21 protein-coding genes are annotated in these 24,353 nt (G+C 70.7%); 17 read left to right on the forward strand and 4 right to left on the reverse strand.

Translation table 11 applies throughout. The features are described from left to right. Positions 1 to 7: 7 nt before the first annotated feature. The 14 genes from SM447_RS05835 to SM447_RS05900 all read left to right on the forward strand — a co-directional run bounded on the left by SM447_RS05835 (position 8) and on the right by SM447_RS05900 (position 17,017). The gene (locus SM447_RS05835; RefSeq protein WP_093404021.1) at positions 8 to 685 is read left to right on the forward strand and encodes a NuoB/complex I 20 kDa subunit family protein; all 678 of its coding nucleotides are present in this window, start codon (positions 8 to 10) and stop codon (positions 683 to 685) included. Continuing rightward, the gene (locus tag SM447_RS05840; protein WP_474571674.1) at positions 682 to 1,413 is read left to right on the forward strand and encodes an NADH-quinone oxidoreductase subunit C; all 732 of its coding nucleotides are present in this window, start codon (positions 682 to 684) and stop codon (positions 1,411 to 1,413) included. Before SM447_RS05835 ends, SM447_RS05840 begins: the two co-directional genes overlap by 4 nt. After that, complete coding sequence (locus SM447_RS05845; protein WP_474571675.1) at positions 1,410 to 2,735, forward strand: NADH-quinone oxidoreductase subunit D; 1,326 nt, start codon at positions 1,410 to 1,412, stop codon at positions 2,733 to 2,735. The genes SM447_RS05840 and SM447_RS05845 overlap by 4 nt, the downstream gene beginning before the upstream one ends. Further along, positions 2,732 to 3,775 (forward strand): NADH-quinone oxidoreductase subunit NuoE, encoded by a 1,044-nt coding sequence (gene nuoE / locus SM447_RS05850; RefSeq protein ID WP_474571676.1) that lies wholly within the window; start codon positions 2,732 to 2,734, stop codon positions 3,773 to 3,775. Before SM447_RS05845 ends, nuoE begins: the two co-directional genes overlap by 4 nt. Beyond that, positions 3,772 to 5,088 carry an NADH-quinone oxidoreductase subunit NuoF gene (gene nuoF, locus SM447_RS05855; RefSeq protein ID WP_474571677.1) on the forward strand — a complete coding sequence of 439 codons (1,317 nt, stop codon included), beginning with the start codon at positions 3,772 to 3,774 and terminating at the stop codon, positions 5,086 to 5,088. Before nuoE ends, nuoF begins: the two co-directional genes overlap by 4 nt. Beyond that, on the forward strand, positions 5,088 to 7,583 hold the full coding sequence (locus SM447_RS05860; RefSeq protein WP_474571678.1) for an NADH-quinone oxidoreductase subunit G: 2,496 nt from the start codon (positions 5,088 to 5,090) through the stop codon (positions 7,581 to 7,583). Before nuoF ends, SM447_RS05860 begins: the two co-directional genes overlap by 1 nt. Next, the gene (gene nuoH, locus SM447_RS05865) at positions 7,580 to 8,932 is read left to right on the forward strand and encodes an NADH-quinone oxidoreductase subunit NuoH (protein ID WP_474571679.1); all 1,353 of its coding nucleotides are present in this window, start codon (positions 7,580 to 7,582) and stop codon (positions 8,930 to 8,932) included. The genes SM447_RS05860 and nuoH overlap by 4 nt, the downstream gene beginning before the upstream one ends. A gap of 1 nt (position 8,933) precedes the next feature. Beyond that, a complete protein-coding gene (nuoI, locus tag SM447_RS05870) occupies positions 8,934 to 9,575 on the forward strand; it encodes an NADH-quinone oxidoreductase subunit NuoI (RefSeq protein ID WP_474571680.1) in 642 nt (213 codons plus the stop codon). Then, positions 9,572 to 10,342: an NADH-quinone oxidoreductase subunit J gene (locus SM447_RS05875; RefSeq protein WP_474571681.1), complete on the forward strand. Its 771-nt coding sequence runs from the start codon at positions 9,572 to 9,574 to the stop codon at positions 10,340 to 10,342. Before nuoI ends, SM447_RS05875 begins: the two co-directional genes overlap by 4 nt. Beyond that, positions 10,339 to 10,656, forward strand: coding sequence for an NADH-quinone oxidoreductase subunit NuoK (gene nuoK / locus SM447_RS05880; protein ID WP_474571682.1), 318 nt, complete (start codon positions 10,339 to 10,341; stop codon positions 10,654 to 10,656). Before SM447_RS05875 ends, nuoK begins: the two co-directional genes overlap by 4 nt. A gap of 24 nt (positions 10,657 to 10,680) precedes the next feature. After that, positions 10,681 to 12,627, forward strand: a complete 1,947-nt coding sequence (gene nuoL / locus SM447_RS05885; protein ID WP_474571898.1) for an NADH-quinone oxidoreductase subunit L — start codon at positions 10,681 to 10,683, stop codon at positions 12,625 to 12,627. Positions 12,628 to 12,706: 79 nt separating this feature from the next. After that, positions 12,707 to 14,239, forward strand: a complete 1,533-nt coding sequence (locus SM447_RS05890) for an NADH-quinone oxidoreductase subunit M (protein ID WP_474571683.1) — start codon at positions 12,707 to 12,709, stop codon at positions 14,237 to 14,239. Between the two features lie 52 nt (positions 14,240 to 14,291). Then, entirely contained in the window at positions 14,292 to 15,842 is a 1,551-nt protein-coding gene (nuoN, locus tag SM447_RS05895) for an NADH-quinone oxidoreductase subunit NuoN (RefSeq protein ID WP_474571684.1), read from the forward strand. 101 nt (positions 15,843 to 15,943) lie between these two features. Next, positions 15,944 to 17,017: a polyprenyl synthetase family protein gene (locus SM447_RS05900; RefSeq protein ID WP_474571685.1), complete on the forward strand. Its 1,074-nt coding sequence runs from the start codon at positions 15,944 to 15,946 to the stop codon at positions 17,015 to 17,017. 76 nt (positions 17,018 to 17,093) lie between these two features. Here SM447_RS05900 and SM447_RS05905 read toward each other — a convergent pair whose 3' ends face one another. Next, positions 17,094 to 18,281, reverse strand: coding sequence for an MFS transporter (locus tag SM447_RS05905; protein ID WP_474571686.1), 1,188 nt, complete (start codon positions 18,279 to 18,281; stop codon positions 17,094 to 17,096). A gap of 154 nt (positions 18,282 to 18,435) precedes the next feature. Here SM447_RS05905 and SM447_RS05910 point away from each other — a divergent pair, with 154 nt between their 5' ends. Beyond that, on the forward strand, positions 18,436 to 19,218 hold the full coding sequence (locus SM447_RS05910) for an IclR family transcriptional regulator (protein WP_474571687.1): 783 nt from the start codon (positions 18,436 to 18,438) through the stop codon (positions 19,216 to 19,218). An 82-nt stretch (positions 19,219 to 19,300) separates the two neighbouring features. Here the strand turns inward: SM447_RS05910 and SM447_RS05915 are convergent, their stop codons facing one another. Next, the gene (locus SM447_RS05915) at positions 19,301 to 21,424 is read right to left on the reverse strand and encodes a PhoX family protein (RefSeq protein WP_474571688.1); all 2,124 of its coding nucleotides are present in this window, start codon (positions 21,422 to 21,424) and stop codon (positions 19,301 to 19,303) included. Between the two features lie 247 nt (positions 21,425 to 21,671). On the opposite strand from SM447_RS05915, the gene SM447_RS05920 reads away from it, so the two are divergent. Continuing rightward, a complete protein-coding gene (locus SM447_RS05920) occupies positions 21,672 to 22,166 on the forward strand; it encodes a sigma-70 family RNA polymerase sigma factor (RefSeq protein WP_232511229.1) in 495 nt (164 codons plus the stop codon). Then, on the forward strand, positions 22,163 to 22,855 hold the full coding sequence (locus SM447_RS05925) for an anti-sigma factor family protein (protein ID WP_474571689.1): 693 nt from the start codon (positions 22,163 to 22,165) through the stop codon (positions 22,853 to 22,855). The genes SM447_RS05920 and SM447_RS05925 overlap by 4 nt, the downstream gene beginning before the upstream one ends. 8 nt (positions 22,856 to 22,863) lie before the next feature. On the opposite strand, the gene rarD is transcribed toward SM447_RS05925, so the two are convergent. Beyond that, a complete protein-coding gene (gene rarD, locus SM447_RS05930; RefSeq protein ID WP_474571690.1) occupies positions 22,864 to 23,799 on the reverse strand; it encodes an EamA family transporter RarD in 936 nt (311 codons plus the stop codon). Continuing rightward, positions 23,796 to 24,293 (reverse strand): GNAT family N-acetyltransferase, encoded by a 498-nt coding sequence (locus SM447_RS05935; protein WP_474571691.1) that lies wholly within the window; start codon positions 24,291 to 24,293, stop codon positions 23,796 to 23,798. Before SM447_RS05935 ends, rarD begins: the two co-directional genes overlap by 4 nt. Between the last annotated feature and the right edge of the window lie 60 nt (positions 24,294 to 24,353).

The raw sequence follows: 24,353 nt of genomic DNA on the forward strand, positions 1-24,353 counted from the left end.
AACGGCTATGGGTATCGAGGAGAAACTTCCCGCCGGCGTCCTGCTCACCTCGGTGGAGAAGCTGGTCAACTGGTCGCGCAAGTCGTCGGTCTGGGGCGCCACGTTCGGCCTGGCCTGCTGCGCGATCGAGATGATGGCCGCCGGTGGCCCGCACTACGACATGGGCCGGTGGGGCATGGAGGTCTTCCGGGCCTCGCCCCGGCAGGCTGACCTGATGATCGTGGCCGGGCGGGTGAGTCAGAAGATGGCCCCGGTGCTGCGCCAGATCTACGACCAGATGGCCGAGCCCCGCTGGGTGCTCTCCATGGGCGTCTGCGCCAGCAGCGGCGGCATGTTCAACAACTACGCGATCGTGCAGGGCGTCGACCACGTCGTGCCGGTCGACATGTACCTTCCCGGCTGCCCGCCCCGGCCGGAGATGCTCATCGACGCCATCCTCAAGCTCCGCGAGAAGATCGGCCACGAGCCGCTCGGCCCGAACGGCCGCAAGATGCTGGCGGCCCGCGAGGCGCGCGGTGACGTGCCGGTGGTGCCGTACGGCTCGATGCCGTCGTCGTACCGCAGCGACAAGGCCCGGCGGGCCGAGTGGACGAAGGCCGTCCGCGAGGGCCGCGAGGAGCAGTTGCGGATCGAGAACTGGATGAAGGCCCAGAACCACCTCCACCCGTACGGGGGGATCAAGTGACTGACGACAAGCCGACCACCGGCGGCGTGCCGGTCCCGGTGACGCCGGCCGGAGCGACCAGTGGCGCACCGGCGGAGTTCCCGCCGGCCGCGCCCGCCGGCCGGGGCATGTTCGGCAACCAGGGCACCGGCGACGTCTCCGGGTTCGGTGGGCTGGTCCGGCGGCACCACACCATCGAGGACTCGCCACGGCCGTACGGCGGCTACTTCGACGAGGTCCGGGACGCGCTGGAGGAGGCGTACCCGGCCTTCGGCGAGGCGATCGAGAAGGTCGTGGTCGACCGGGGCGAGCTGACCCTGCACATCCGCCCGGAGCGGATCGCCGAGGTCTGCCAGGTGATGCGGGACGATCCCGCGCTGCGCTTCGAGCTGTGCTCCTCGGTCTCCGGGGTGGACTACCTCGGCGCCGACGCCCGTCGGCTGCACGTGGTCTACCAGCTCACCTCGATGACGTACCGGCGGCAGGTCCGACTGGAGGCCGCCGTCACCGCCGAGGAGCCGCACCTGCCCAGCGTCACCTCCGTCTACCCGACCGCCGACTGGCAGGAGCGGGAGACGTACGACATGTTCGGCGTCATCTTCGACGGCCACCCGGCGCTGACCCGCATCCTCATGCCGGACGACTGGGAGGGCCACCCGCAGCGCAAGGACTACCCCCTCGGCGGTGTGCCCGTGGAGTACAAGGGCGCCGAGATCCCGCCGCCCGACAAGCGGAGGTCGTACCAATGAGCGCGTCGAACTACGCCACCGAGCGCGAGACGACCGAGGGCCGGGTCTTCACCGTCACCGGTGGAGACTGGGACGACGTCGTCTCCGGCGTCGATCCGATCAACGAGGGTCGGATCGTGGTCAACATGGGCCCGCAGCACCCGTCCACGCACGGCGTGCTCCGGCTGATCCTGGAGCTGGAGGGCGAGACGGTCCGGGAGGCCCGCTCGGTCGTCGGCTACCTGCACACCGGTATCGAGAAGAACCTGGAGTACCGCAACTGGGTGCAGGGTTCGACCTTCGTGACCCGGATGGACTACCTCTCCCCGATCTTCAACGAGACGGCGTACTCCCTCGCGGTGGAGAAGCTGCTCGGCATCACCGACGACGTGACCGAGCGGGCCAACACCATCCGGGTGCTCATGATGGAGCTGAACCGGATCTCCTCGCACCTGGTGTGGCTGGCCACCACGGGCATGGAGCTGGGCGCGATCTCGATCATGCTGTACGGCTTCCGGGAGCGTGAGTACATCCTGGAGATCTTCGAGCTGATCACCGGCCTGCGGATGAACCACGCCTACGTCCGGCCGGGCGGCGTCGCCCAGGACGTACCGGACGAGGCGATCGTCAAGATCCGTGAGTTCCTCAAGGTGATGCCGAAGCGCCTCAAGGAGTACGAGGACCTGCTCTCCGGCCAGCCGATCTGGCTGGAGCGGACGCAGAACGTGGCGGTGCTCGACGTGACCGGCTGCGTCGCGCTCGGCGTCACCGGTCCGGTGCTCCGCTCGGCCGGGCTGGCCTGGGACCTGCGCAAGACGATGCCGTACTGCGGCTACGAGACGTACGAGTTCGACGTGCCGACCCACCCCGACGGTGACGTCTGGGGTCGCTACCTGGTCCGGCTGGCCGAGATCCGGGAGTCGCTGAAGCTGGTCGAGCAGGCCCTGGACCGGCTCAAGCCGGGCCCGGTGATGGTGGCCGACAAGAAGATCGCCTGGCCGGCGCAGCTGGCCATCGGCGTCGACGGCATGGGCAACTCGCTGGAGCACGTCGCCAAGATCATGGGCCAGTCGATGGAGTCCCTGATCCACCACTTCAAGCTGGTGACGGAGGGCTTCCGGGTGCCGCCGGGCCAGGTGTACGTCGCCGTCGAGTCGCCCCGTGGCGAGTTGGGCGTGCACGCGGTCTCCGATGGCGGGACGCGGCCGTACCGGGTGCACTACCGGGAGCCGAGTTTCGTCAACCTCCAGGCCCTGCCGGCGATGGCCGAGGGCGGCCTGATCGCCGACGTGATCGCCGGCGGCGCCTCGCTGGACCCCGTGATGGGAGGTTGTGACCGGTGAGCACGGTCTTTACCGACGAGACCAAGGCCCGGGCGCGGGAGATCATCGCCCGTTACCCGGCCGACCGGTCCCGCTCGGCCCTGCTGCCCCTGCTGCACCTCGTGCAGGCCGAGGAGGGCTACGTGTCCCCGGCCGGCGTGGCGTTCTGCGCCGAGGTGCTCGGCCTGAACAAGGCCCAGGTCGGGGCGGTGGCCAGCTTCTACACGATGTACAAGCGCCGGCCCACCGGTGACTGGCTGGTCAGCGTCTGCACCAACACCATGTGCAACGTGCTCGGTGGGCAGGAGGTCTACGACACCCTCACCGAACACCTGGGCGTCGGACACGACGAGACCACCGCCGACGGCAAGATCACCCTGGAGCACGCCGAGTGCCTGGCCGCCTGCGACTACGGCCCGGTGATGACGGTCAACTACGACTTCTTCGACGGCGTCGACCCGCAGACCGCGGTCGGGGTGGTCGACGAACTGCGTTCCGGCGGCCGGCCCACGCCGAGCCGCGGTGCCCGTCTCTGCACCTTGAAGGAGATGGCGGTCCAGCTCGCCGGCTTCGCCGACGAGCGGGAGGGCGCCGTCGCCGACGGGGTGCCGGGCGAGCCGACCCTGCGCGGTCTGCGGCTGGCCCAGCAGCACGGCATCTCGGCGCCGGGGTTCGACCCGAACACCCCGATCCGCAGCGGCCGGGACGGCGACAAGCCCGCGCCGGCCACCCCGGCGAAGGCCGCGCCGACCGGCAGCACGGCACCCGATGTGCCGGCGCCGGACCGCAAGTCGCCGCAGGTGCGTACCGCCGAGACCCGGCAGCCGGACGCGCAGACCGCCGTACCGGACGCCCCCGGCACCAAGGTTCCGGTCGACGGGACGCCGCCCTCGTCGGACGACGCCCGGGCCGCCGAGGCCGCCGGGGTGGCGGCCAACAAGCCGGCGGGCGACGCCAAGCCGGCCGGTGACGACACCGGGGCGCAGGAGCGCAACCTCAGGGAAGCGGAGTCGACCGGCGGTGGTCGGGACTCCGCGCACGACAAGGGGGCTCAGAAGTGACCACGCCTGCGCCGGAGACCCTGGCCAAGCTGACGCCCGTGCTGACCAAGCGCTGGCTCTCCCCGGACGCCTGGCGGATCGACACCTACGAGAAGCTGGACGGGTACGCGGCGCTGCGCAAGGCGGTCAAGGCGCACCCGGACGACCTCATCCAGCTGGTCAAGGACTCCGGGCTGCGCGGTCGTGGCGGTGCCGGGTTCCCCACCGGTCTCAAGTGGGGCTTCATCCCGCAGGGCGACGGCAAGCCGCACTACCTCGTGGTCAACGCCGACGAGGGCGAGCCCGGCACCTGCAAGGACCTGCCGCTGATGACCCACGACCCGCACTCGCTGGTCGAGGGCGTGATCATCGCCTCGTACGCGATCCGGGCCAACCGGGCCTACATCTACATCCGGGGCGAGGCCGTGCACGCCGCCCGGCGGCTGCGCAACGCGGTGAACGAGGCGTACGCCAAGGGCTACCTCGGGCGCGACATCCTCGGCTCCGGCTTCGACCTGGACCTGGTGGTCCACTCGGGTGCCGGCGCGTACATCTGCGGCGAGGAGACGGCGCTGCTCGACTCGCTGGAGGGCTTCCGGGGGCAGCCCCGGCTGCGTCCGCCGTTCCCGGCCACCCACGGCCTGTACGCCAGCCCCACCGTGGTCAACAACGTGGGGACCATCGCCAGCGTGCCGTACATCGTGCTCGGTGGCGCCGACTGGTGGAAGAGCATGGGCACGGAGAAGTCCTCCGGGCCGATGATCTACTCGCTCTCCGGCCGGATCGCCAACCCCGGCCAGTACGAGTGCGGGCTCGGCATCACCCTGCGCGAGCTGATCGAGCTGGCCGGCGGGATGCAGCCGGGGCACAACCTGAAGTTCTGGACTCCGGGTGGTTCCTCGACCCCGCTGCTCACCGCCGAGCACCTGGACGTGCCGCTGGACTTCGAGGGGGTGGCCGCCGCCGGCTCGATCCTCGGCACCACCGCCACGCAGATCTTCTCCGACCAGGACTGCCCGGTCTACGCGACCTACCGGTGGCTGGAGTTCTACCACCACGAGTCGTGCGGCAAGTGCACCCCGTGCCGCGAGGGCAACTACTGGATGGTCCGGGTCTACCGGCGCATCCTGTCCGGCCAGGGCACCCAGGCCGACCTGGACACCCTGCTCGACACCTGCGACAACATCCTCGGCCGCTCGTTCTGCGGCCTGGGTGACGGCGCCACCAGCCCGGTGACCTCGTCCCTGAAGTACTTCAAGCAGGACTACCTCGACTATATCGAGGGACGGACCGCGCCGAAGTTGTCCGACAAGCAGTTGGTGGGAGCCCACTAATGACGGACGTTGCCAAGCAGACCGAGACGGTCACCCTCACCATCGACGGCGTCGAGGTCACCGCCCCGAAGGGGGCGCTGCTGATCCGGGTCGCCGAGCAGTTGGGCACCGAGATCCCCCGGTTCTGCGACCACCCGCTGCTGGCTCCGGCCGGCGCCTGCCGGCAGTGCCTGGTGGAGGTGGAGGGGCAGCGCAAGCCCGTCGCCTCCTGCACCCAGACGGTCGCCGACGGCATGGTGGTCCGTACCCAGCTCACCTCCCCGGTCGCCAAGAAGGCGCAGGAGGGGATCATGGAGCTGCTGCTGGTGAACCACCCGCTCGACTGCCCGATGTGTGACAAGGGCGGTGAGTGCCCGCTGCAGAACCAGGCCATGTCGACCGGTCGCAGCGACTCCCGGTTCCACGAGCACAAGCGGGAGTACCCGAAGCCGCTGCCGATCAGCACGCAGGTGCTGCTCGACCGCGAGCGGTGCGTGCTCTGCCAGCGCTGCACCCGGTTCTCCGAGGAGATCGCGGGGGACAAGTTCATCGACCTGATGAACCGCTCCTCCGCCGAGGAGATCAACATCTACCGGGACGAGGCGTACGGTGAGGAGGGCGACGAGGGGGACGTCCCCTTCAACTCCTACTTCTCCGGAAACACCGTGCAGATCTGCCCGGTCGGCGCGCTCACCGGCACCCAGTACCGCTTCCGGGCCCGCCCGTTCGACCTGGTCTCCAGCCCGAGCGTCTGCGAGCACTGCTCGGCCGGCTGCGCCCAGCGCACCGACTGGCGGCGGGGCAAGGTGCTGCGCCGGCTGGCCGGCGACGACCCGCAGGTGAACGAGGAGTGGAACTGCGACAAGGGGCGGTGGGGCTTCCAGTACGCCCGCGCCGTCGACCGGCTCACCACTCCGCTGGTACGCGACGAGCACACCGGCGAGCTGCGCGAGGCGTCCTGGAGCGAGGCGCTCAGCGTCGCCGCCGAGGGGCTGCGCGCCGCCCGGGACACCGGTCAGGGCGTCGGGGTGCTCACCGGCGGTCGACTCACCGTCGAGGACGCGTACGCGTACGCCAAGTTCGCCCGGATCGCGCTGCACACCAACGACATCGATTTCCGGGCCCGGCCGGTGAGCCGGGAGGAGGCCGATTTCCTGGCCAGCACGGTCGCCGGCAGCACCGACGTCACCTACACCGACGTCGAGAACGCCCCGGCGGTGGTCCTGGTCGGACTGGAGCCGGAGGAGGAGTGCCCGATCCTCTTCCTGCGGCTGCGCAAGGCGTACCTGAAGAACAAGCTGAAGGTGTACGCGATCGCTCCGTTCGCCACCCGTGGGCTGGAGAAGCTCGGCGCCAAGCTGGCGCGGGTGGTGCCGGGCGAGGAGGCCGGGGTGCTCGCCGAGCACGCCACGGTCGCCGAGGCGCTCAGCGTCGAAGGGGCGATCCTGATCGTCGGCGAGCGGCTGGCCACCGTCCCCGGTGGCCTCTCCGCCGCCGCCGAGGTGGCCGCCCGTACCGGAGCGAAGCTGGCCTGGGTGCCGCGACGCGCGGGAGACCGCGGCGCCGTCGACACCGGCTGCCTGCCCAACCTGCTGCCCGGCGGCCGTCTGGTCACCGAGCCGGCCGCCCGTGCCGAACTGGGCGAGGCGTGGGACATTCCGGCCGGGGTGATTCCGAGCCAGGCCGGCCGGGACACCGACGGGATCCTCGCCGCCGCCGCCGGGGGACAGCTGGGCGCGCTGGTGGTGGCCGGCGTGGATCCGGCCGACCTGGCCGACCCGAGGCTGGCCGAGCAGGCCCTGGACGCGGTGCCGTTCCTGGTCAGCCTGGAGTTGCGGGCCAGCGCAGTGACCCGCCGGGCGAACGTGGTCCTCCCGGTGGCGCCGGTGGTCGAGAAGGCCGGCAGCTTCCTGGACTGGGAGGGCCGGCTCCGCCCGTTCGACGCGGTGCTGGACACGGCCGCGATGACCGACGGCCGGGTGCTCGACGCGCTCGCCGCCCAGCTGGACGTGCGGTTGGGCACCGGGGACGTGCTGACCGTCCGGCGTGAGCTGGGCAGCCTGCCGGCGACCCGGGTGAGCCGCCCGGCCGCCCCCAGCGTCGAGCCGGGCACGGTCCGGCAGCTCGGTGCCGGCGAGGCGATCCTGGCGACCTGGCACCAGCTGATCGACCTGGGCAGCCTCACCGACGGTGACGAGCACCTGGCCGGCACGGCCCGTCCGGCAGTGGTCCGGCTGGGCAAGGGCAGCGCCGAGGCGCTCGGTGTCGCCGATGGCGACCCGGTCACGGTGGAAACCGACCGCGGGGCGCTGACCCTGCCGGCGGCGATCACCGAGATGCCGGACGGTGTGGTCTGGCTACCCACCAACTCGCCCGGCGCGACCGTGCGGCGCAGCCTGGGCGCGACCTCCGGCGCGGTGGTACGGATCTCCGCACCGGCGGTGGCCGGGTCGGTCGCCGCCGACGCGGCCGGCCGCCCGGGCCCGCTCCTCAACTCCTCCGGGGGTAACCAGTGAGTCAAACGCTCCTTGCCCAGGCGCCGTCGCTGAGCGACTTCGGCCACGACCCGTGGTGGCTGATCCTCGGCAAGATCGTCTTCGCGTTCGTCGTCGCCCTGCTCGGCACGCTGCTCGGCGTCTGGTTCGAGCGGCGGGTCGTCGGCTTCATGCAGGTGCGGCCCGGGCCGAACCAGCTCGGCCCGTTCGGCCTGCTGCAGACGCTCGCCGACGGCCTCAAGATGGCCTTCAAGGAGGACATCCTCCCGCGTTCGGCGGACAAGGTCGTCTATTTCTTCGCCCCGGCCATCTCGGTGATCTGCGCGGTCACCGCGCTGTCGGTGATTCCGTTCGGCCCGATGGTGAGCGTCTTCGGCCACCAGACGCCGTTGCAGGTCACCGACGTGCCGGTGGCGGTGCTGGTGGTGCTGGCCTGCTCGTCGATGGCGGTCTACGGCATCGTGCTGGCCGGTTGGGCGTCCGGTTCGACCTACCCGCTGCTCGGTGGTCTGCGCTCTGCGGCCCAGCTGATCTCGTACGAGGTGGCGCTGGGTCTGTCCATCGTGGCGGTGTTCATGCTCGCTGGCACGATGTCCACCAGTGAGATCGTGGCCGCCCAGGGCAGCGGGACCCAGCTGAGCCTGTTCGGCGTCGACATTCCGGCACCGGGCTGGTACGCGCTGCTGCTCTTCCCGAGCTTCATCGTCTTCTTCATCTCCATCGTCGGCGAGACCAACCGGCCGCCGTTCGACCTGCCGGAGGCGGAGTCGGAGCTGGTGGCCGGCTTCATGACGGAGTACAGCTCGCTCAAGTTCGCGCTGATCATGCTCAGCGAGTACGTCGCGATGGTGACCATGTCGGCCTTCACCGTGACGCTCTTCCTGGGCGGCTGGCACGCACCGTGGCCGATCACCATGTGGTCGGGTGCCAACTCCGGTTGGTGGCCGCTGCTCTGGTTCTTCGCCAAGGTCATCCTGCTGGTCTTCGTCTTCGTCTGGCTGCGCGGCACGCTGCCCCGGCTGCGGTACGACCAGTTCATGCGGCTCGGCTGGAAGGTGCTCATCCCGATCAGCCTGGTCTGGATCGTGCTCCTCGCCGGCCTGCGCACCATCGACGACTGGGACACCCAGAGCCGGATGTACGCCATCGGCATCCCGGCCGGCATCGTGCTGCTCGCCGCGCTGTTCTGGCCGAGCCGCAAGACGGAGCCGAAGCCGACGCTCGTCGAGCAGGTCGACAACCGGCCGCAGGGCAGCTTCCCGCTGCCCCCGATGGATCTCCAGGTACCACCGAGCCCGCGCACCCGGCGCATGGTCGCCGAGCGGGAGCCGGCCAACGCTCCCGCCGGCCAGGACTCTGAGGAGGTGTGACGTGGGCGCGATCACCGGAACGTTCAAGGGCTTCGGGGTCACCTTCTCGCACATGTTCAGGAAGGTCGTCACCACCGACTACCCGTTCTCCCCGCCGAAGCCGGCGCCGCGCTACCACGGGCGGCACATCCTCAACCGGCACCCGGACGGGCTGGAGAAGTGCATCGGCTGCGAGCTGTGCGCCTGGGCCTGCCCGGCGGACGCGATCTACGTCGAGGGTGGCGACAACACCGACGAGCAGCGCTTCTCGCCGGGTGAGCGGTACGCCAGCGTCTACCAGATCAACTACGCGCGCTGCATCTTCTGCGGGCTCTGCATCGAGGCCTGCCCGACCCGCTCGTTGACGATGAGCAACGAGTACGAGCTGGCCCGGGACAACCGCAAGGACCTGATCTTCACGAAGGAGCAGCTGCTGGCGCCGCTGCTGCCGGGGATGGAGCAGCCGCCGCACCCGATGCGCCTGGGTGACAGCGAGAAGGACTACTACATCGGCAGCCTCACCAACCCGGGCACCTCCGCCGGGGCGGAGCGTTCTCCGATGGGGCCGGGCCGTTACCAGATCGACGAGCACCCGGGCGTCACCTTCCCCGGTGCCGAGCAGGCGGCCCAGCGGGCCGCGGCGGAGAAGGGGGAGTCGGAATGAGCACCGCGACGCTGCTCGCCGCCTCCGGCGCGGTCTCCGGCGGCGAGGCGGTGACCTTCTGGATCCTCGCTCCGCTCGCGCTCGCCGGCGCGATCGGCATGGTCGCCGCCCGCAACGCGGTGCACTCGGCGCTCTGGTTGGTGCTGACCATGCTCAGCCTCGGCGTGTTCTACGTGCTCCAGGCGGGGCCGTTCATCGGCATGGTGCAGATCATCGTCTACACCGGCGCCATCATGATGCTCTTCCTGTTCGTCCTGATGCTGGTCGGCCGGGAATCGTCCGACTCGCTGATCGAGGTGCTGCGCGGCCAGCGCATCGCGGCGCTCGGGCTGGGCCTCGGCTTCGCCGGCCTGCTCGGCAGCGGGGTCTACCGGGCCACGCAGGGCAGCGTCCCGGTCGGCCTGGAGCAGGCCAACGCGGGCGGCAACGTGCAGGGCATCGCCCGGCTGCTCTTCACGGACTACGTCTTCGCCTTCGAGCTCACCGCGGCGCTGCTGATCACCGCCACCATCGGCGGCATGATCCTCGCGCACGTCGAGCGGCGCAAGGAGGACAAGCGCGACCAGGTGGCCACCATGAAGGCCCGCTTCGCGCCCGGCAACTACCCCGGTCCGAAGCCCGGCCCGGGTGTCTTCGCCACCTCGTCGTCGGTCGCCACCCCGGCCCGCCTGCCGGACGGGCGGCTGAGCGACCGCAGCACGCCGGACATCCTGCCGGTGCGGGAGCTGACCGCCGAGGAGACCACGCTGAAGGGCACTGAGAAATGAGTGACTTCTTCACGGTCGAGCCGAACTACTACCTGGTCCTCGCCGCGGTGCTGTTCACCATCGGCGCCGCCGGGGTGCTGGTCCGGCGCAACGCGATCGTGCTGTTCATGTGTGTCGAGCTGATGCTCAACGCGGCCAACCTGGCGCTGGTCACCTTCAGCCGGATGAACGGTGACCTCAACGGCCAGATCATGGCGTTCTTCGTGATGGTGGTGGCGGCGGCCGAGGTCGTGGTCGGGTTGGCCATCATCATGGCGATCTTCCGCACCCGACGCTCCGCCAGCGTCGACGACGCCAACCTGCTGAAGTACTAGAGGGGCCCACCGGTGGACGAAATCATGACGTACGCCCAGGCTGCTCCGGCCGAGACCGTCTCGTACGCGACGGCGGACGGGCTGCTGAGCAGCGTCTGGCTGCTGGTGGCGATCCCGCTGGTCAGCGCGGCGATCCTGCTGCTGCTCGGCCGGCGGGCCGATCGGTGGGGCCACTGGCTCGGGGTGGCCTCGGTCGGTGCCGCCTTCCTGCTCGGCCTGAGCTACTTCCTCGGCCTGCGCGGCCTGGAGAACAAGTCGGTCGAGCTGAGCCTCTGGGACTTCATCGCGGTCGGCGGCCTGCACGTGGACTTCGGCCTGCTGTTCGACCCGCTGGCCGGGGTCTTCGTCCTGCTGATCACGGGCGTGGGCTTCCTGATCCACCTGTACGCGGTCGAGTACATGGCGCACGACGAGCGTCGGCGGCTCTTCTTCGCATACTTCAACCTGTTCATCGCGGCGATGCTGCTGCTGGTGCTCGGCAACAACTACGTGATGCTCTACTTCGGCTGGGAGGGCGTCGGCCTGGCGTCGTACCTGCTGATCTCCTTCTGGTACACCAGGCCGGCCGCCGCCACCGCCGGTAAGAAGGCGTTCCTGATGAACCGGGTCGGCGACGCCGGTCTGGCCATCGCCATCTTCATCATGTTCGCCACCCTCGGCACCACCCAGTACGACGAGGTGTTCAACGGCGTCGGCGCGCTGGCCGGCGGCACCGTGCTGGTGCTCGGCCTGCTGCTGCTGCTCGGCGCGTGCGGCAAGTCCGGCCAGTTCCCGCTCCAGGCGTGGTTGCCGGACGCGATGGAGGGCCCGACCCCGGTGTCGGCCCTGATCCACGCCGCGACGATGGTCACCGCGGGCGTCTACCTGATCGCCCGGTCCAACATCATCTTCTCGGCCAACGCCACCCTGCAACTGGTGGTGGTCAGCGTCGGCGCGCTGACCCTGCTCCTCGGCGCGATCATCGGCTGCGCCAAGGACGACATCAAGCGGGTGCTGGCCTGGTCGACGGTGAGTCAGATCGGCTACATGTTCCTCGGCGTCGGGCTGGGCGGCGCGGCGTACGCGCTGGCCATCGTGCACCTGCTGGCGCACGGCTTCTTCAAGGCCAACATGTTCCTCGGTGCCGGCTCGGTCATGCACGGCATGAAGGACCAGGTCGACATCCGCCGCTTCGGCGGTCTGTCGAAGTACATGAAGATCACCTGGCTGACCTTCGGCGCGGGCTGGCTGGCCATCATCGGCCTCTTCCCGTTCTCCGGCTTCTTCTCCAAGGAGCCGATCATCGTCGAGGCGTTCGCCCGGGAGGGCTGGACGGCCTGGCTGTTCGGCGGGGCCGCGCTGCTCGGCGCCGCGCTGACCGCGTTCTACATGACCCGGCTGTTCGTGCTGACCTTCCACGGGCCGAAGCGCTGGACCGAGGACATCGAGCACCCGCACGAGTCCCCGGCGCTGATGACGGTCCCGCTGATCCTGCTCGGTATCGGTTCGCTGGGTGCGGGGTGGCTGCTGGCGACCTCCGTACCGGACTGGTTGACCGCCACCTACGGCCTGGGCGTGCAGGAGGAGGGCCACGAGGCGGTGCTCTCGCACCTCGCGATCACGGTGCTCGCCACGCTGGTCACCGTCGCCGGGGTGGCGCTGGCCTGGTTCCTGTTCCGGGGCGGCACGGCGACCTCGCCGCAGCCGGCCGGGGTGCTGGTCACCGCCGCCCGCAAGAACCTCTACACCGACGCGGTCAACGAGGCGGTCTTCGAGAAGCCGGGCATCTTCCTCACCCGGGCGCTGGTCTACCTGGACAACCGGGGCATCGACGGTCTGATCAACGGACTGGCCGCGGGTGTCGGCGGCGGATCGGGCCGGCTCCGGCGGCTGCAGACCGGCTTCGTCCGGTCGTACGCCACCTCGATCCTGACCGGCGCGCTGCTGGTGGTGGCCGCCTTCCTGGCCGTGCAGGCGGGGTGGTTGGCGTGATCGACCTCAAGAGGCTGTCGGCCTCTCAGGCGGCCGTCGCCGGCGGACCGCACAGTGACGACGGAGGTAAGGCCGCATAATGTCCGACTTCCCGTTCCTCTCGGTGCTCACCGTGGCGCCGCTGGTCGGCGCCGTGGTCGTCGCCCTCCTGCCGCGCAGCCGGCCGACGCTGGCGAAGCAGGTCGCGTTCGGCTGGTCACTGCTGGTGCTGGCGCTGTCGGTGGTCATGTGGGTCACCTGGCAGGTCGACGGCCAGCGCTTCCAGTTCCGTGAGACGTACCCGTGGATCCCGAACTGGGGCGTCAACTTCACCTTCGCCGCCGACGGCATCGCGCTGGTCATGCTGATGCTGATCGCGGTGCTGGTCCCGCTGGTGATCCTGGCCTCCTGGCACGACGCGGAGTCCTCGAAGCGGTCGGTGCCGGTCTACTTCGCGCTGCTGCTCGTCCTCGAATGCACGATGATCGGCGTCTTCGCCGCCGCCGACGTCTTCCTGTTCTACGTGTTCTTCGAGGTCATGCTGGTGCCGATGTACTTCCTGATCGGCAGCTACGGCGGCCACCAGCGGCAGTACGCGGCCGTCAAGTTCTTCCTCTACTCGCTGGTCGGCGGCCTGTTCATGCTGGCCGCGGTGATCGGGCTGTGGGTGGTCGGCGGTAAGACCTTCGACTGGGTGGCGCTGTCGGAGGTGGACATCTCCACCGGCGCGGAACGCTGGCTGTTCCTCGGCTTCTTCATCGCCTTCGCGATCAAGGCGCCGTTCTTCCCGTTCCACACCTGGCTGCCGGACGCCGGTGGTGCGGCGCCCGCCGGTGCCGCCGCGCTGCTGGTCGGTGTGCTGGACAAGGTCGGCACCTTCGGCATCCTGCGGTACTGCCTGCCGCTGTTCCCGGACGCGGCCCAGTGGTTCGCGCCGTGGGCGCTGGCCCTGGCCGTCATCGGCATCATCTACGCGGCACTGCTGGCGGTCGGGCAGAACGATCTCAAGCGGCTGGTGTCCTACACGTCGATCGCCCACTTTGGCTTCATCGGCGTGGGCATCTTCGCCTTCACCACCCAGGCGGGCACCGGAGCGGTGCTCTACATGGTCAACCACGGACTCGCCACCGGCCTGCTCTTCCTGGTGGTGGGCATGCTGATCGCCCGCCGGGGCTCGGCGCTGGTCAGCGACTTCGGTGGGGCGGGCAAGCTGGTGCCGGTGCTGGCCGGGGTGCTCTTCTTCGCCGGTCTCGCCTCGCTGGCGCTGCCCGGCACCGCGCCGTTCGTCTCCGAGTTCCTGGTGCTGATCGGCACGTTCACGGTGAACAAGCCGGTCGCCGTGATCGCCACGCTGGGCATCATCCTGGCCGCGGCGTACGTGCTGTGGATGGTGCAACGCACCACCCAGGGCACGCTCAACCCGGCGCTGACCGAGATCGACGGCATGAAGCGTGACCTCAACCTGCGCGAGAAGGTCGTCGTCGCCCCGCTGATCGCGCTGATCGTGGTGCTCGGCTTCTACCCGAAGCCCGTGACGGACGTGATCAACCCCGCCATCCAGGCGACCATGGAGGACGTCGGCCGGAGCGACCCGGCCCCGTCGGTAGACACCGTCCAGGAGGCGAGCCGGTGAGCGCGAGGAGTGAGCTTGCGAGCCCCGCAGTCGCGAACGAAAGGTTGGTCTGGTGACCGAGCTGGAACTGCCGCCGATCGACTACGCGGCGATCGCGCCGATCCTGATCATGTTGGGCGCGGCGGTGGTCGGGGTGCTGGTCGAGGCGTTCGTGCCTCGGCGGCTGCGACACCCGGTGCAGTTGCCGCTGGCGGTGCTGGCGGTGCTCGCGGCGCTGACCATGGTGGTGGTCAACGCCGACAAGCGGGTGATCACCATCGGGGTGATCGCCGTCGACGGGCCGACGCTCTTCCTCCAGGGCGCGATCCTCGCGCTGTCGGCGGTGGCTCTGCTGCTGCTCGGCGAGCGCGCGATCGAGCGGGGTGGCGCGTTCGTCGCCCAGGCGGCGGTGACCGCCGACTCGCCGGAGGACCGCCGGCAGGCGGAGAGCGCCGGTGGCGCGGGTGAGGTGTACCCGCTGACCACGTTCGCCATCGCCGGCATGCTGATCTTCGTCGCGGCGAACGACCTGCTGACCATGTTCATCGCGCTCGAGGTGTTCTCGCTGCCGCTCTACCTGCTCTGCGCGCTGGCTCGCCGCCGGCGGCTGCTGAGTCAGGAGGCGGCGATGAAGTACTTCCTGCTCGGTGCGTACGCCTCCGCCTTCTTCCTGTTCGGGCTGGCGCTGATCTACGGCTTCACCGCCGGCCTGGGTGACCGGGCCGCCGGTGTGGACTTCGCCACCGTCAACGCGGCCGTGGCGAACTCGACCGCCAGCCCGGTGCTGCTCTTCGCCGGCATGGCGCTGGTCTCCATCGGCCTGCTGTTCAAGGCGGCCGCGGCACCGTTCCACGTCTGGACGCCGGACGTATACCAGGGCGCTCCGACCCCGTTGACCGGCTTCATGGCGGCCTGCACCAAGGTCGCCGCGTTCGGTGCCCTGCTGCGGGTGTTCCACGTGGCCTTCGAGGGGGCCCGGTGGGACTTCACCCCGGTGCTCGGGGCTGTGGCGGTGCTCACCATGGTGGTCGGTGCCCTGTTCGCGGTGACCCAGACCGACATCAAGCGGCTGCTCGCGTACTCGTCCATCGCCAACGCCGGCTACCTGCTCATCGGTGTGCTCGCGCCGGGCAGCGAAGGCCTCTCCGGCACGATGTTCTACCTGGTCGCCTACGGTTTCACCGTGCTGGCCGCGTTCGCGGTGGTGACGCTGGTGCGCGACGCCGACGGCGAGGCGACCCACCTGTCCCGCTGGGCCGGGCTGGGCCGGCGCTCGCCGCTCTACGCCGCCGTCTTCACCTTCGTCCTGCTCGCCTTCGCGGGCATCCCGGTCACCAGCGGCTTCATGGGCAAGGTGGCGGTCTTCGGTCCGGCGCTGGACGGCGGTCAGGTGTGGCTGGTCATCGCCGGCGTGCTGACCAGCATGGTGCTGGCCTTCCCGTACCTGCGGGTCGTGGTGCTGATGTGGCTCTCCGAGCCGGGTGAGAGCACGCCGACGGTGGCCGTCCCCGGCGGGCTCACCTCGGCCGCCCTGGTCATCGGGGTGATCGCCACGCTGGTGCTCGGTGTCGCGCCGGCACCGCTGCTCGATCTCGCCTCCTCGGCGGCCGACTTCGTCAGGTAGGCGACGCCCTGCGATCGAGGGCCGGCCCACGCGCTGTGGGCCGGCCCTCGCCGCGTATCCCCGGTCCGGTGCAGGTAGAACGTGTGTGGCATGGTGGAGGCGTGGTGATTAGGGGTGGCGAGGGTTCAGGTGTCACCGGCTCCGGTGGTCGCCGGAGCCGCTCCGGCACGGCTCAGTTCGGCGCGCTCGGCCTCCACCTCGCCGACCCGCGCAGCGAGGAGTCCGTGCTCGGTGTGCTGGCGGCGGTGGAGACGGAACTGCGGGCCAGCATCGCCAGCGCCGACCCGTTCGTCACCGAGGCGGCCGGGCACCTGGTGGAGGCCGGCGGGAAGCGGTTCCGGCCGCTGCTGGTGGCCCTGGGCGCGCAGTTCGGCGACCCGACGCGGGCCGAGGTCGTCTCGGCGGCGGTGGTGGTCGAGCTGACCCACCTGGCGACGCTCTACCACGACGACGTGATGGACGAGGCGGCGGTGCGCCGGGGGGCGCCCAGCGCCAACTCCCGGTGGACCAACTCCGTAGCCATTCTGGTCGGCGACTATCTCTTCGCCCGCGCCGCGGACGTCGCGGCCGAGCTGGGCCCCGAGGCGGTACGCCTCCAGGCGCGTACGTTCGCCCGACTGGTGCACGGCCAGATCGCCGAGACCATCGGTCCCCGGGCCGGCGACGATCCGGTGGCGCACTACCTGCGGGTGATCGCCGAGAAGACCGGCTCGCTGATCGCCACCAGCGCCCATTTCGGCGCCCAGTTCAGTGGCGCCGGGCCGGAGCACGTGGCGGCGCTGGCCGGCTACGGCGAGACCATCGGGGTGGCCTTCCAGCTCTCCGACGACCTGCTCGACATCGCCAGCGAGTCGACGGAGTCGGGCAAGACGCCCGGCACCGATCTGCGGGAGGGCGTGCCCACCCTGCCGGTGCTCTACGCCCTCGCGTCGGACGACGCGGACGCATCGTCCGTACGGCTGCGGGAGATCCTGGCCCTCGGTCCGCTGACCGACGACGCCCTGCACGCCGAGGCGCTCGGCCTGCTCCGGGAGAGCCCGGCGCTCAAGCGCGCCCGGGAGACCGTCCGCAGCCACGCCGAGGACGCCAGGGCGCAGCTGGCCCCCCTGCCAGAGGGCCCGGCCCGCCGCGCCCTCGAATCCCTCTGCGACCACATCGCCGACCGCACCAGCTGACCCCGCTTTCTGATCAACTGTGTTGATCAAGAAGTTCTGGTCGCCGGAAGCGCGGATCCAGACCAGCACTTCTTGATCAAGACGGGGCAGGTCCGTGCGGGAGGAGGCGGGTGGCGGTGAGCATGAGGGCGGCGGCGACGAGCATGGCGGCGGCGGCCGTGAGCCACATCGCCGGATAGCCGGCGGTGGCGGCGAGGGGACCGAGGGAGAGCGGGCCGAGGCAGCCGCCCGCGTACACCCCGGTCTGAGTGATCGAGGTAGCGGCGGCCGGCGCCTGCGGATGCAGTCGGACCACCGCGAAGTTCATCAGCCCGGGCCAGGACCAGCCGAAACCGAAGCCGAGCACCACACCCACCACCAGCGGCCCCGGGCCGGCCAACGCGAGCAGGCCCAGCCCCACCGCGCCGGACAGCAACAGGGCGGCGATCACCGCGACATGTCCGCCGGAACGACGGTCGGCCACCCAGCCCAATCCGACCCGGGCCGCGACGCAGACGGCGCTGCCGAGGGTCAGGGTGAGCCCGGCCATTCCCGGTCCGAGACCCCGGTCGACGGAGGCGTCGACCACGAAGGTGCCGAGGGCGTTCGCCGCCCCCGCGGCCAGGGTCGCGGCCACCCCGACGAGGACAAGTCCCGGGCTCGCGCTGCCGGTCCTTCCGGCTGGCCGCCGGGTGGACCGGGTGCTGTGTGCGGGTACGACCGGCAGGGCGGCCAGCGCGGCACCGGCCGCGGCCACGAAGGCCCACCGCCAACCGACGGTCAGCGCGAGGGTGGGCACCGCCACACCGGCGAGCAGCGTGGAGAGCGGAATGGCCGCCTGCTTGACGCCGAACGACAGGCCTAGCCGGCGGGGCGGGACGTGCCGGGCGAGCAGGGCGTTGCTGGAGAGCTGACCGAGCGCGTTCGCGGTGCCGGCCACGGCCAGCAGGCCGACCAGCACCGGAAACGAGCGGGCGGCCACCGCCACGGCGAGCAGGCTGCCGGCGGAGACCAGGATGCCCACCCGGGCCACCACGGCACCGCCCCACCGTTCGACCAGCGCGCCGGAGGGAACCGAGGCGAGGGCACCGACACCGAAGTAGACCGCCACGACGAGCCCCAGGCCGGCCGGGGAGAAGCCCAACTCCTCCCGCATCTGCACGGCGAGGCCGCCGACCAGGAAGACCGGCAGGACGCAGGCGATCGTGACGGTGACGGCGACGGCGCTGGCCCGGACGGGTCGTGCGGCGGTACCGGTGGTGTGCGGAGGGGCGATGTTGGTCATGGTGCGGCCAACCTACGCCAGCCACGTTCCGGCGACGGAAAGTGCGATGGCGCTCACATGCGGTATCCGACGACCTTGGATCCTCCACCCGATCAGGCGTTTCGCGGCGGGCCACTTTTTCATATGGTGTAAGTCCCCGGTGGCGGAGGTGGTTGTGCGTGACCCCCTGGCGGAACCTTCGGACCTGATCCGGAGTGTCTCCCGCGCGCTTCGAGTGCTCGAGTCGGTCGGCCGTGCCCCACGCGGTCTGACCGTCAAACAGATCGCCCGTCGCTGTGAGCTGACCGTGGCCACCACCTACCACCTGGTCCGCACCCTCGCGTACGAGGGCTACGTGATCCGCCGGGAGGACGGCACGTACATCGTGGGGCTGGAGGTGGCCGACCGCTACCGCGAGCTGGTCGCCGCGTTCCGCGGCTCACCCGCGGTCGGGGAGAGCCTGCGTCGCGCGGCTCTGGAGACCGGGTGGAGCCACTACCTGGGCCGGTTCGTGGGTGGCCAGGTCGCGGTAACCGCGGTGGCGGAGGGAAACCGTTCGCCGTACCTGGAGGATCTCGTGCCCGGCTTCGACGAGGGCGCGCACGCCACCGCCCTCGGCAAGGCGTTGCTGGCCACGCTCACCGCTGAGCAGCGCCACCGATACCTGCGCGAGTACGGCATGCGGGCGTTCACCAGTGCGACCCTCACCACCCCTGAGGCGTTCGAGGTCGACCTGGCCGCCGGGGAGCGACGCGGGATGCAGTTGGAGCTGGGCCAGTTCCGCCAGGGGGTGGCCTGTGCCGCCGTTCTGGTCAGCCCGGACAAGGACATGGAGCGGCGGACGGTGCTGGCCTGCGCCCTGCCGGCCAGCGAGATGATGACCTCCGCCCGGGTGGTCCGGACGAAACTGCTCGCCGCCGCACGCACGATCGCCGACGGTCTCGCCGCGGACAACTGACCGCCACGTCCAGCCGAGACGGCCCTCTCCCTGGTGGGGAGAGGGCCGTCGGGTCGGCGGCCGGCGCGGTGCCGGGGCGGGGTCAGCTACCGACCGGTCCGCCGTCCAGCCGCCAGGTCACCACGACGCCCGGCTTGGCGTAGTCGCCGTCGGGCCACGTGGAGGCCGGGTTGTCGACCGTGGCCCCGGTGATCTCACCCGGGTGCTGCACGGCCACGAAGACCGAGCGGTTGTCCTCGGTGATGAACGGACCGCAGGTCTCCGCACCGACCGGTACCGTCAGGAACTGCTTCAGATGGCCACGCTCCGGGCCCTCGGTCGCCGTGGCGAAGAGGCCGTCGTTGCTGCCCAACGCGTTGCCGTCGGTGGAGATCCACAGGTTGCCGGTGGCGTCGAAGGCCACGTTGTCCGGGCACGAGATCGGCGAGACCTTGGTCTTGTCGTACCCGGCGAAGTAGGTCGACGGGTCCGCCGGGTCACCGCAGACGATCGGCAGCGACCAGTTGAACGTCTCTGCGGTGTTGTCTCCCCGGTCCTCGACCAGCTCCAGGATCTGCCCGTGCCGGTTGGCGGTACGCGGGTTGGCCTCGTCCGGCGCCGGGTTGTTGCCGACCCCACGGTTGCTGTTGTTGGTCAGCGCCACGTACACCTTGCCGGTGAGCAGGCTCGGCTCGACGTCCTCCGGGCGGTCCATCTTGGTCGCGCCCACCCGGTCACCGGCGAACCGGGTGAAGGTCAGCACCTCGGCGGCGGTCATCCCGTCCACGTACGAGCGGGTGCCGCTGACCAGCTTGACCCAGCGGCCCTTGCCGTTGAAGGCACCGTCGCTGGGCAGGGTGCCGGAGCCGTCGATCTCGCCGGCGCTGGTCTGGTCGAGCTTGGCGACGTAGAGGGTGCCCGACTCCAGCAGCGTCAGGTTGTGCTTGCGGGCGACCCAGGAGTCACCCTTCATGAACTTCTTGTCCGAGACGAACTTGTAGAGGTAGTCGAACCGCTCGTCGTCACCCATGTACGCGACCACGTGTCCGCTGCGCGCGATGATGACGTTCGCGCCCTCGTGCTTGAACCGGCCGAGGGCGGTGTGCTTGCGCGGGCGGCTCTGCGGGTCGAACGGGTCGATCTCCACGATCCAGCCGTGCCGGTTGGCCTCGTTGGGGTGCTTGGCGAGGTCGAAGCGGTCGGCGGCGCGCTCCCACTTGCGGCTGCCACTCGGGTAGCGGGCGGTGGTGCTGATGCCGTAGCGCGCCAGCCGCGCCTTCTCCGCCTCCGGCACGGCGTCGCCGCCGACGAAGTACTGGTTGAAGTTCTCCTCGCCGGACAGCACGGTGCCCCACGGGGTCACGCCGCCGGCGCAGTTGTTCAGCGTGCCGATGACCGTACGACCCTTCGGGTCGGCGGCGGTCTTCACGAACGACGAGCCGGCGGCCGGGCCGGTCAGTTCGAAGACGCTGCTCAGAGCGTCGACGCGGCGGTTGTACGGGCGGCGGCCCGAGGCGACGACCCGCCACTGACCGGTGCCGGAGACCCGCTCGATCTCCACCACCGACATGCCGTGCGCGGCCATCGCCACCTTCACCTGCTCGACGGTGAGCGCGTCCTGGCTGGTGAAGCCGGGGAACATCAGGTCCTCGTTGGTGTACTCGTGGTTGACCACGAGCAGCGCCCGCTTGCCGCCCTTGTCCAGCGGCAGTACGCCGACGAAGTCGTTGTTGTAACCGAACTGCCTGGCCTGCGCGGCGGCGGTCTGCCGGTGCAGGTTGAACGCCGGTGCCCCGGGCACCACCGGGTCACCCCAGCGGATGACGACGGCGTGGTCGTAGCCGTTGGGCACGACGAACGTGTCCAGGGTGTTCGGCGGGATCGGCTTGAAGCTGAGGGCACCGCTGCCCGGACGACGGCCGGCGGCCGCCGGCTGGCCGGCCGGGGGCACCGGGGTCACCGGGGCCGCAGCGGCGGGAGCGGCACCGGCCAGGGCGCCGGCCGCGGCGCCGCTGAAACCGAGCACCAGTGCGCCGACCGCCCCGGCGCGGACCACGCCACGGCGGCTGACCTCGGCGTTCACCACGTCACCGAAGTACGCGTTGTCGGAGGTGTTGGGTACCGGGTGGTCACAGGCGTTGCCGCAGCGGTACAGGCAGGTCATGGCGTCACGGCTGCCGTGGCGGGGGGTGCCCAGCAGCGGGAGCAGCCGAGGACGGTCGCTCATGGGGAGGATCCTCCTGAGGGTCGGTGCACGTCGGTGCAGGTCACCGACGCGTACCCGCCGGACGCTAGGGCGGCGCGGTGAGCGAGGGTCGGCCTCGATGTGAACCAGCGATGAACTCCACCCCTGGGAATCCCGGGTTTGACCTGGGAATGAACCGATCGGCGTGACAGCACGTATCTCTGGTCGTAACACCGCGCCCGCTCGCGCCGAGAGCGAGGAGAGAACCATCAGCGACCACGACGCCCACCTGCTGCGCGCCCTGCATGACGAGCATGCCGAGGCGCTGTACGCGCACGCGCTGCGGCTGGTCAACGGCGACCGGCAGCGCGCCGAGGACCTGGTGCAGGAGACGCTGCTGCGGGCCTGGCGGCATCCGGAGTCGCTCGACCCCCGGCGCGGTTCGGTTCGGGCCTGGCTCTTCACCACCGCACGCAACCTCGCGATCGACGCCTGGCGGCGGCGGTCCACCCGGGTCGGCGAGGTCTACACCGACGAACTGCCCGAGCCGCCGGAGGTCGTCGACGAGACCGAGCGCGCCGTCGAGGCGTGGACGGTCGCGGAGGCGCTCAACCGGCTCAGCCCGTCGCACCGCGACGTCCTGGTGGAGTGCTTCTACCAGGGGCGATCGGTCTCCGAGGCGGCCTCCCGGCTGGGGGTGCCGCCGGGCACGGTGAAATCCCGCACCCACTACGCGCTGCGCTCCCTGCGGCTGGTCCTGGCCGAGATGGGGGTGACCGGATGAACCGTTGCGAGTTCGCGTACGACGACGGGGCGTACGTGTTGGGCGCGCTCTCTCCCGCGGACCGGGTGGCCTACGAACGGCACCTCGTCGACTGCCCGGCCTGCCAGCAGTCGGTCTCCGAGATCGCCGTGCTGCCCGGCCTGCTCGGCCGGTTGGATCCGGCCAGCCTGGAGCAGTTCCTGCCACCGCCGGAGAACCCCCGGGTGCCCGAGCTGCTCAACGCCGCGCGGGACCGCCGGCGCCGCGAGCGGCAGGCCAACCGGCTGCGGTACGCGGTCACCGGGTTGGCTGCGGCCGCGTTCGCCCTGGTGGTCGGCTTCGGGGTGGCCACGATGCTGCCCGGTCAGGGGCCGAACCCGCCGGTGGCACAGGTGCGGATGGTGCAGATGCAACCGGTCGCCGGGTCGGTTCCGGTGCACGCCGAGATCGGGCTCACCGGCACGAACTGGGGCACCGAGGTGACCATGCACTGTGGCTACGACGAGCGGGCCGGCTACGGCAAGGCGAACACCTTCCGGCTGGTGGCACATGCCGGGGACGGTTCGCAGGAGCAGATCGGTTCCTGGCTGGCCGCACCCGGCGACGACCTGCGGATCACCGGGGCGACCCGGTTCACCAACGCCGAACTGGTCCGGCTGGAACTGATCCGCGCGGACGGCACTCCCGTGCTCGCGTACGAGGTCCGCTGATCGGAATCTCAGCGGGTGGTGGCGATCGCCGCCGTGGGTGACACGGTGCCGCCCGGGCGTTGGCGGCGGGTGTGCCGCGCCTGGCGTACGGCGTCGGCGGTGAAGATGATCAGGGCGAGCCAGACCAGGGCGAAGCCGGCCAGGCGGGCCGGCGGCATCGGCTCGTGGAAGATCAGCACGCCGCAGCCGAGCTGGAGGATCGGCGCCACGTACTGGAGCATGCCCAGGGCGGTCAGCGGCAGCCGGTTGGCGGCACCGGCGAAGAGCAGCAGCGGGATGGCGGTCAACGCCCCGGCCAGCACCAGCAGGGCGGTGTGCCCCGCCGACACGTGGCCGAACGCGGCGTCACCGGTGGCGGCGAGCCAACCGAGGTAGCCCAACGCGGGCAGCGACAACACCGCCGACTCGACGAACAGGCCCTCCGCCGCGGGCAGGCCGAGGCGCTTCTTCACCAGGCTGTACCCGCCGAAGCTGAACGCCAGGATGAGGGCGAGGTAGGGCAGCCGACCGTAGTCGACGGTGAGCACGGCCACCGCCAGCGCGCCGACGCCGAGCGCCGCCCACTGCGCCGGGCGCAGCCGCTCGCGCAGCACCAGCACCCCGAGCAGGACCACCACCAGCGGGTTGATGAAGTATCCGAGAGCGGTCTCCACCACCCGGTCGGAGTTGACGCCGTGGATGTAGGTGAACCAGTTCACGGCTATCAGGGCGGCGGCGACGCCGATCCCCGCCAGCGCCCGGGGGCGACGTAGCAGGGCCCGGAGAAAGCCGACGTTGCGCAGGGCGACGAGCAGCAGGGCGACGAACGCGACGGACCACACCACCCGGTGGGCCAGGATCTCCAACGGACCGGCCGGGCGCAGCAGCTTGAAGTAGAGCGGAAAGAACCCCCACAGCAGGTACGCACCAAGTCCGTAGAGGTATCCGAGGCGGAGCGACGTCACGGCTCCACCGTAAGGGGCGTAACCGCCTTTTGATCCTTGCCGGTGAGCGGGCTCACGGCCTGGTCGCGCTGGTCGAGCTCCATCCACCGGTCCGCGTGCACGCTGCCGAAGCCGACCTTCTCGTACACCCCGTGGGCGTCGTTGGTGGCCAGCAGGATCCGCCGTACGCCCAGCTCGGCAAGGTGGTCGCGGGCCGTGCCGGCCAGCCAGGTGCCCAGCCCACGACCCCGTTCGGTCCGGTCGACGTAGACGTCGCAGAGGTAGGCGAAGGTGGCCCGGTCGGTGACGACCCGGGCGACGGCGACCTGACGGCCGTCCGCCGGCCGGTACAGGCCGAACCCGATCGAACCGGCGAACGCCCGCGTCACCGTCGCCCGGTCCCGCCCGAGGGCCCAGTACGCGTCCAGGCTCAGCCAGGTGTGTACGAGATCCAGATCGAGCCGGGCCGGGTCGGTGCTGATGGTGTAGCCGTCGTCGCGGGTGAGGGTGAACACGCCGCCGAAGCTAGTGCCTCACCTGGCCGGGTTCAGCAGCCAATTCCCGCGATATGGCCG

This window comes from Micromonospora aridisoli, assembly GCF_056150025.1.

Coding starts and splice junctions, on each gene's coding strand:
- SM447_RS05835 (WP_093404021.1), top strand. CDS start 8: ATGGGTATCGAGGAGAAACTTCCCGCCGGCGTCCTGCTCACCTCGGTG.
- SM447_RS05845 (WP_474571675.1), top strand. CDS start 1,410: ATGAGCGCGTCGAACTACGCCACCGAGCGCGAGACGACCGAGGGCCGG.
- SM447_RS05860 (WP_474571678.1), top strand. CDS start 5,088: ATGACGGACGTTGCCAAGCAGACCGAGACGGTCACCCTCACCATCGAC.
- SM447_RS05875 (WP_474571681.1), top strand. CDS start 9,572: ATGAGCACCGCGACGCTGCTCGCCGCCTCCGGCGCGGTCTCCGGCGGC.
- nuoK (WP_474571682.1), top strand. CDS start 10,339: ATGAGTGACTTCTTCACGGTCGAGCCGAACTACTACCTGGTCCTCGCC.
- nuoL (WP_474571898.1), top strand. CDS start 10,681: ATGACGTACGCCCAGGCTGCTCCGGCCGAGACCGTCTCGTACGCGACG.
- SM447_RS05890 (WP_474571683.1), top strand. CDS start 12,707: ATGTCCGACTTCCCGTTCCTCTCGGTGCTCACCGTGGCGCCGCTGGTC.
- SM447_RS05905 (WP_474571686.1), bottom strand. CDS start 18,281: ATGACCAACATCGCCCCTCCGCACACCACCGGTACCGCCGCACGACCC.
- SM447_RS05915 (WP_474571688.1), bottom strand. CDS start 21,424: ATGAGCGACCGTCCTCGGCTGCTCCCGCTGCTGGGCACCCCCCGCCAC.
- SM447_RS05925 (WP_474571689.1), top strand. CDS start 22,163: ATGAACCGTTGCGAGTTCGCGTACGACGACGGGGCGTACGTGTTGGGC.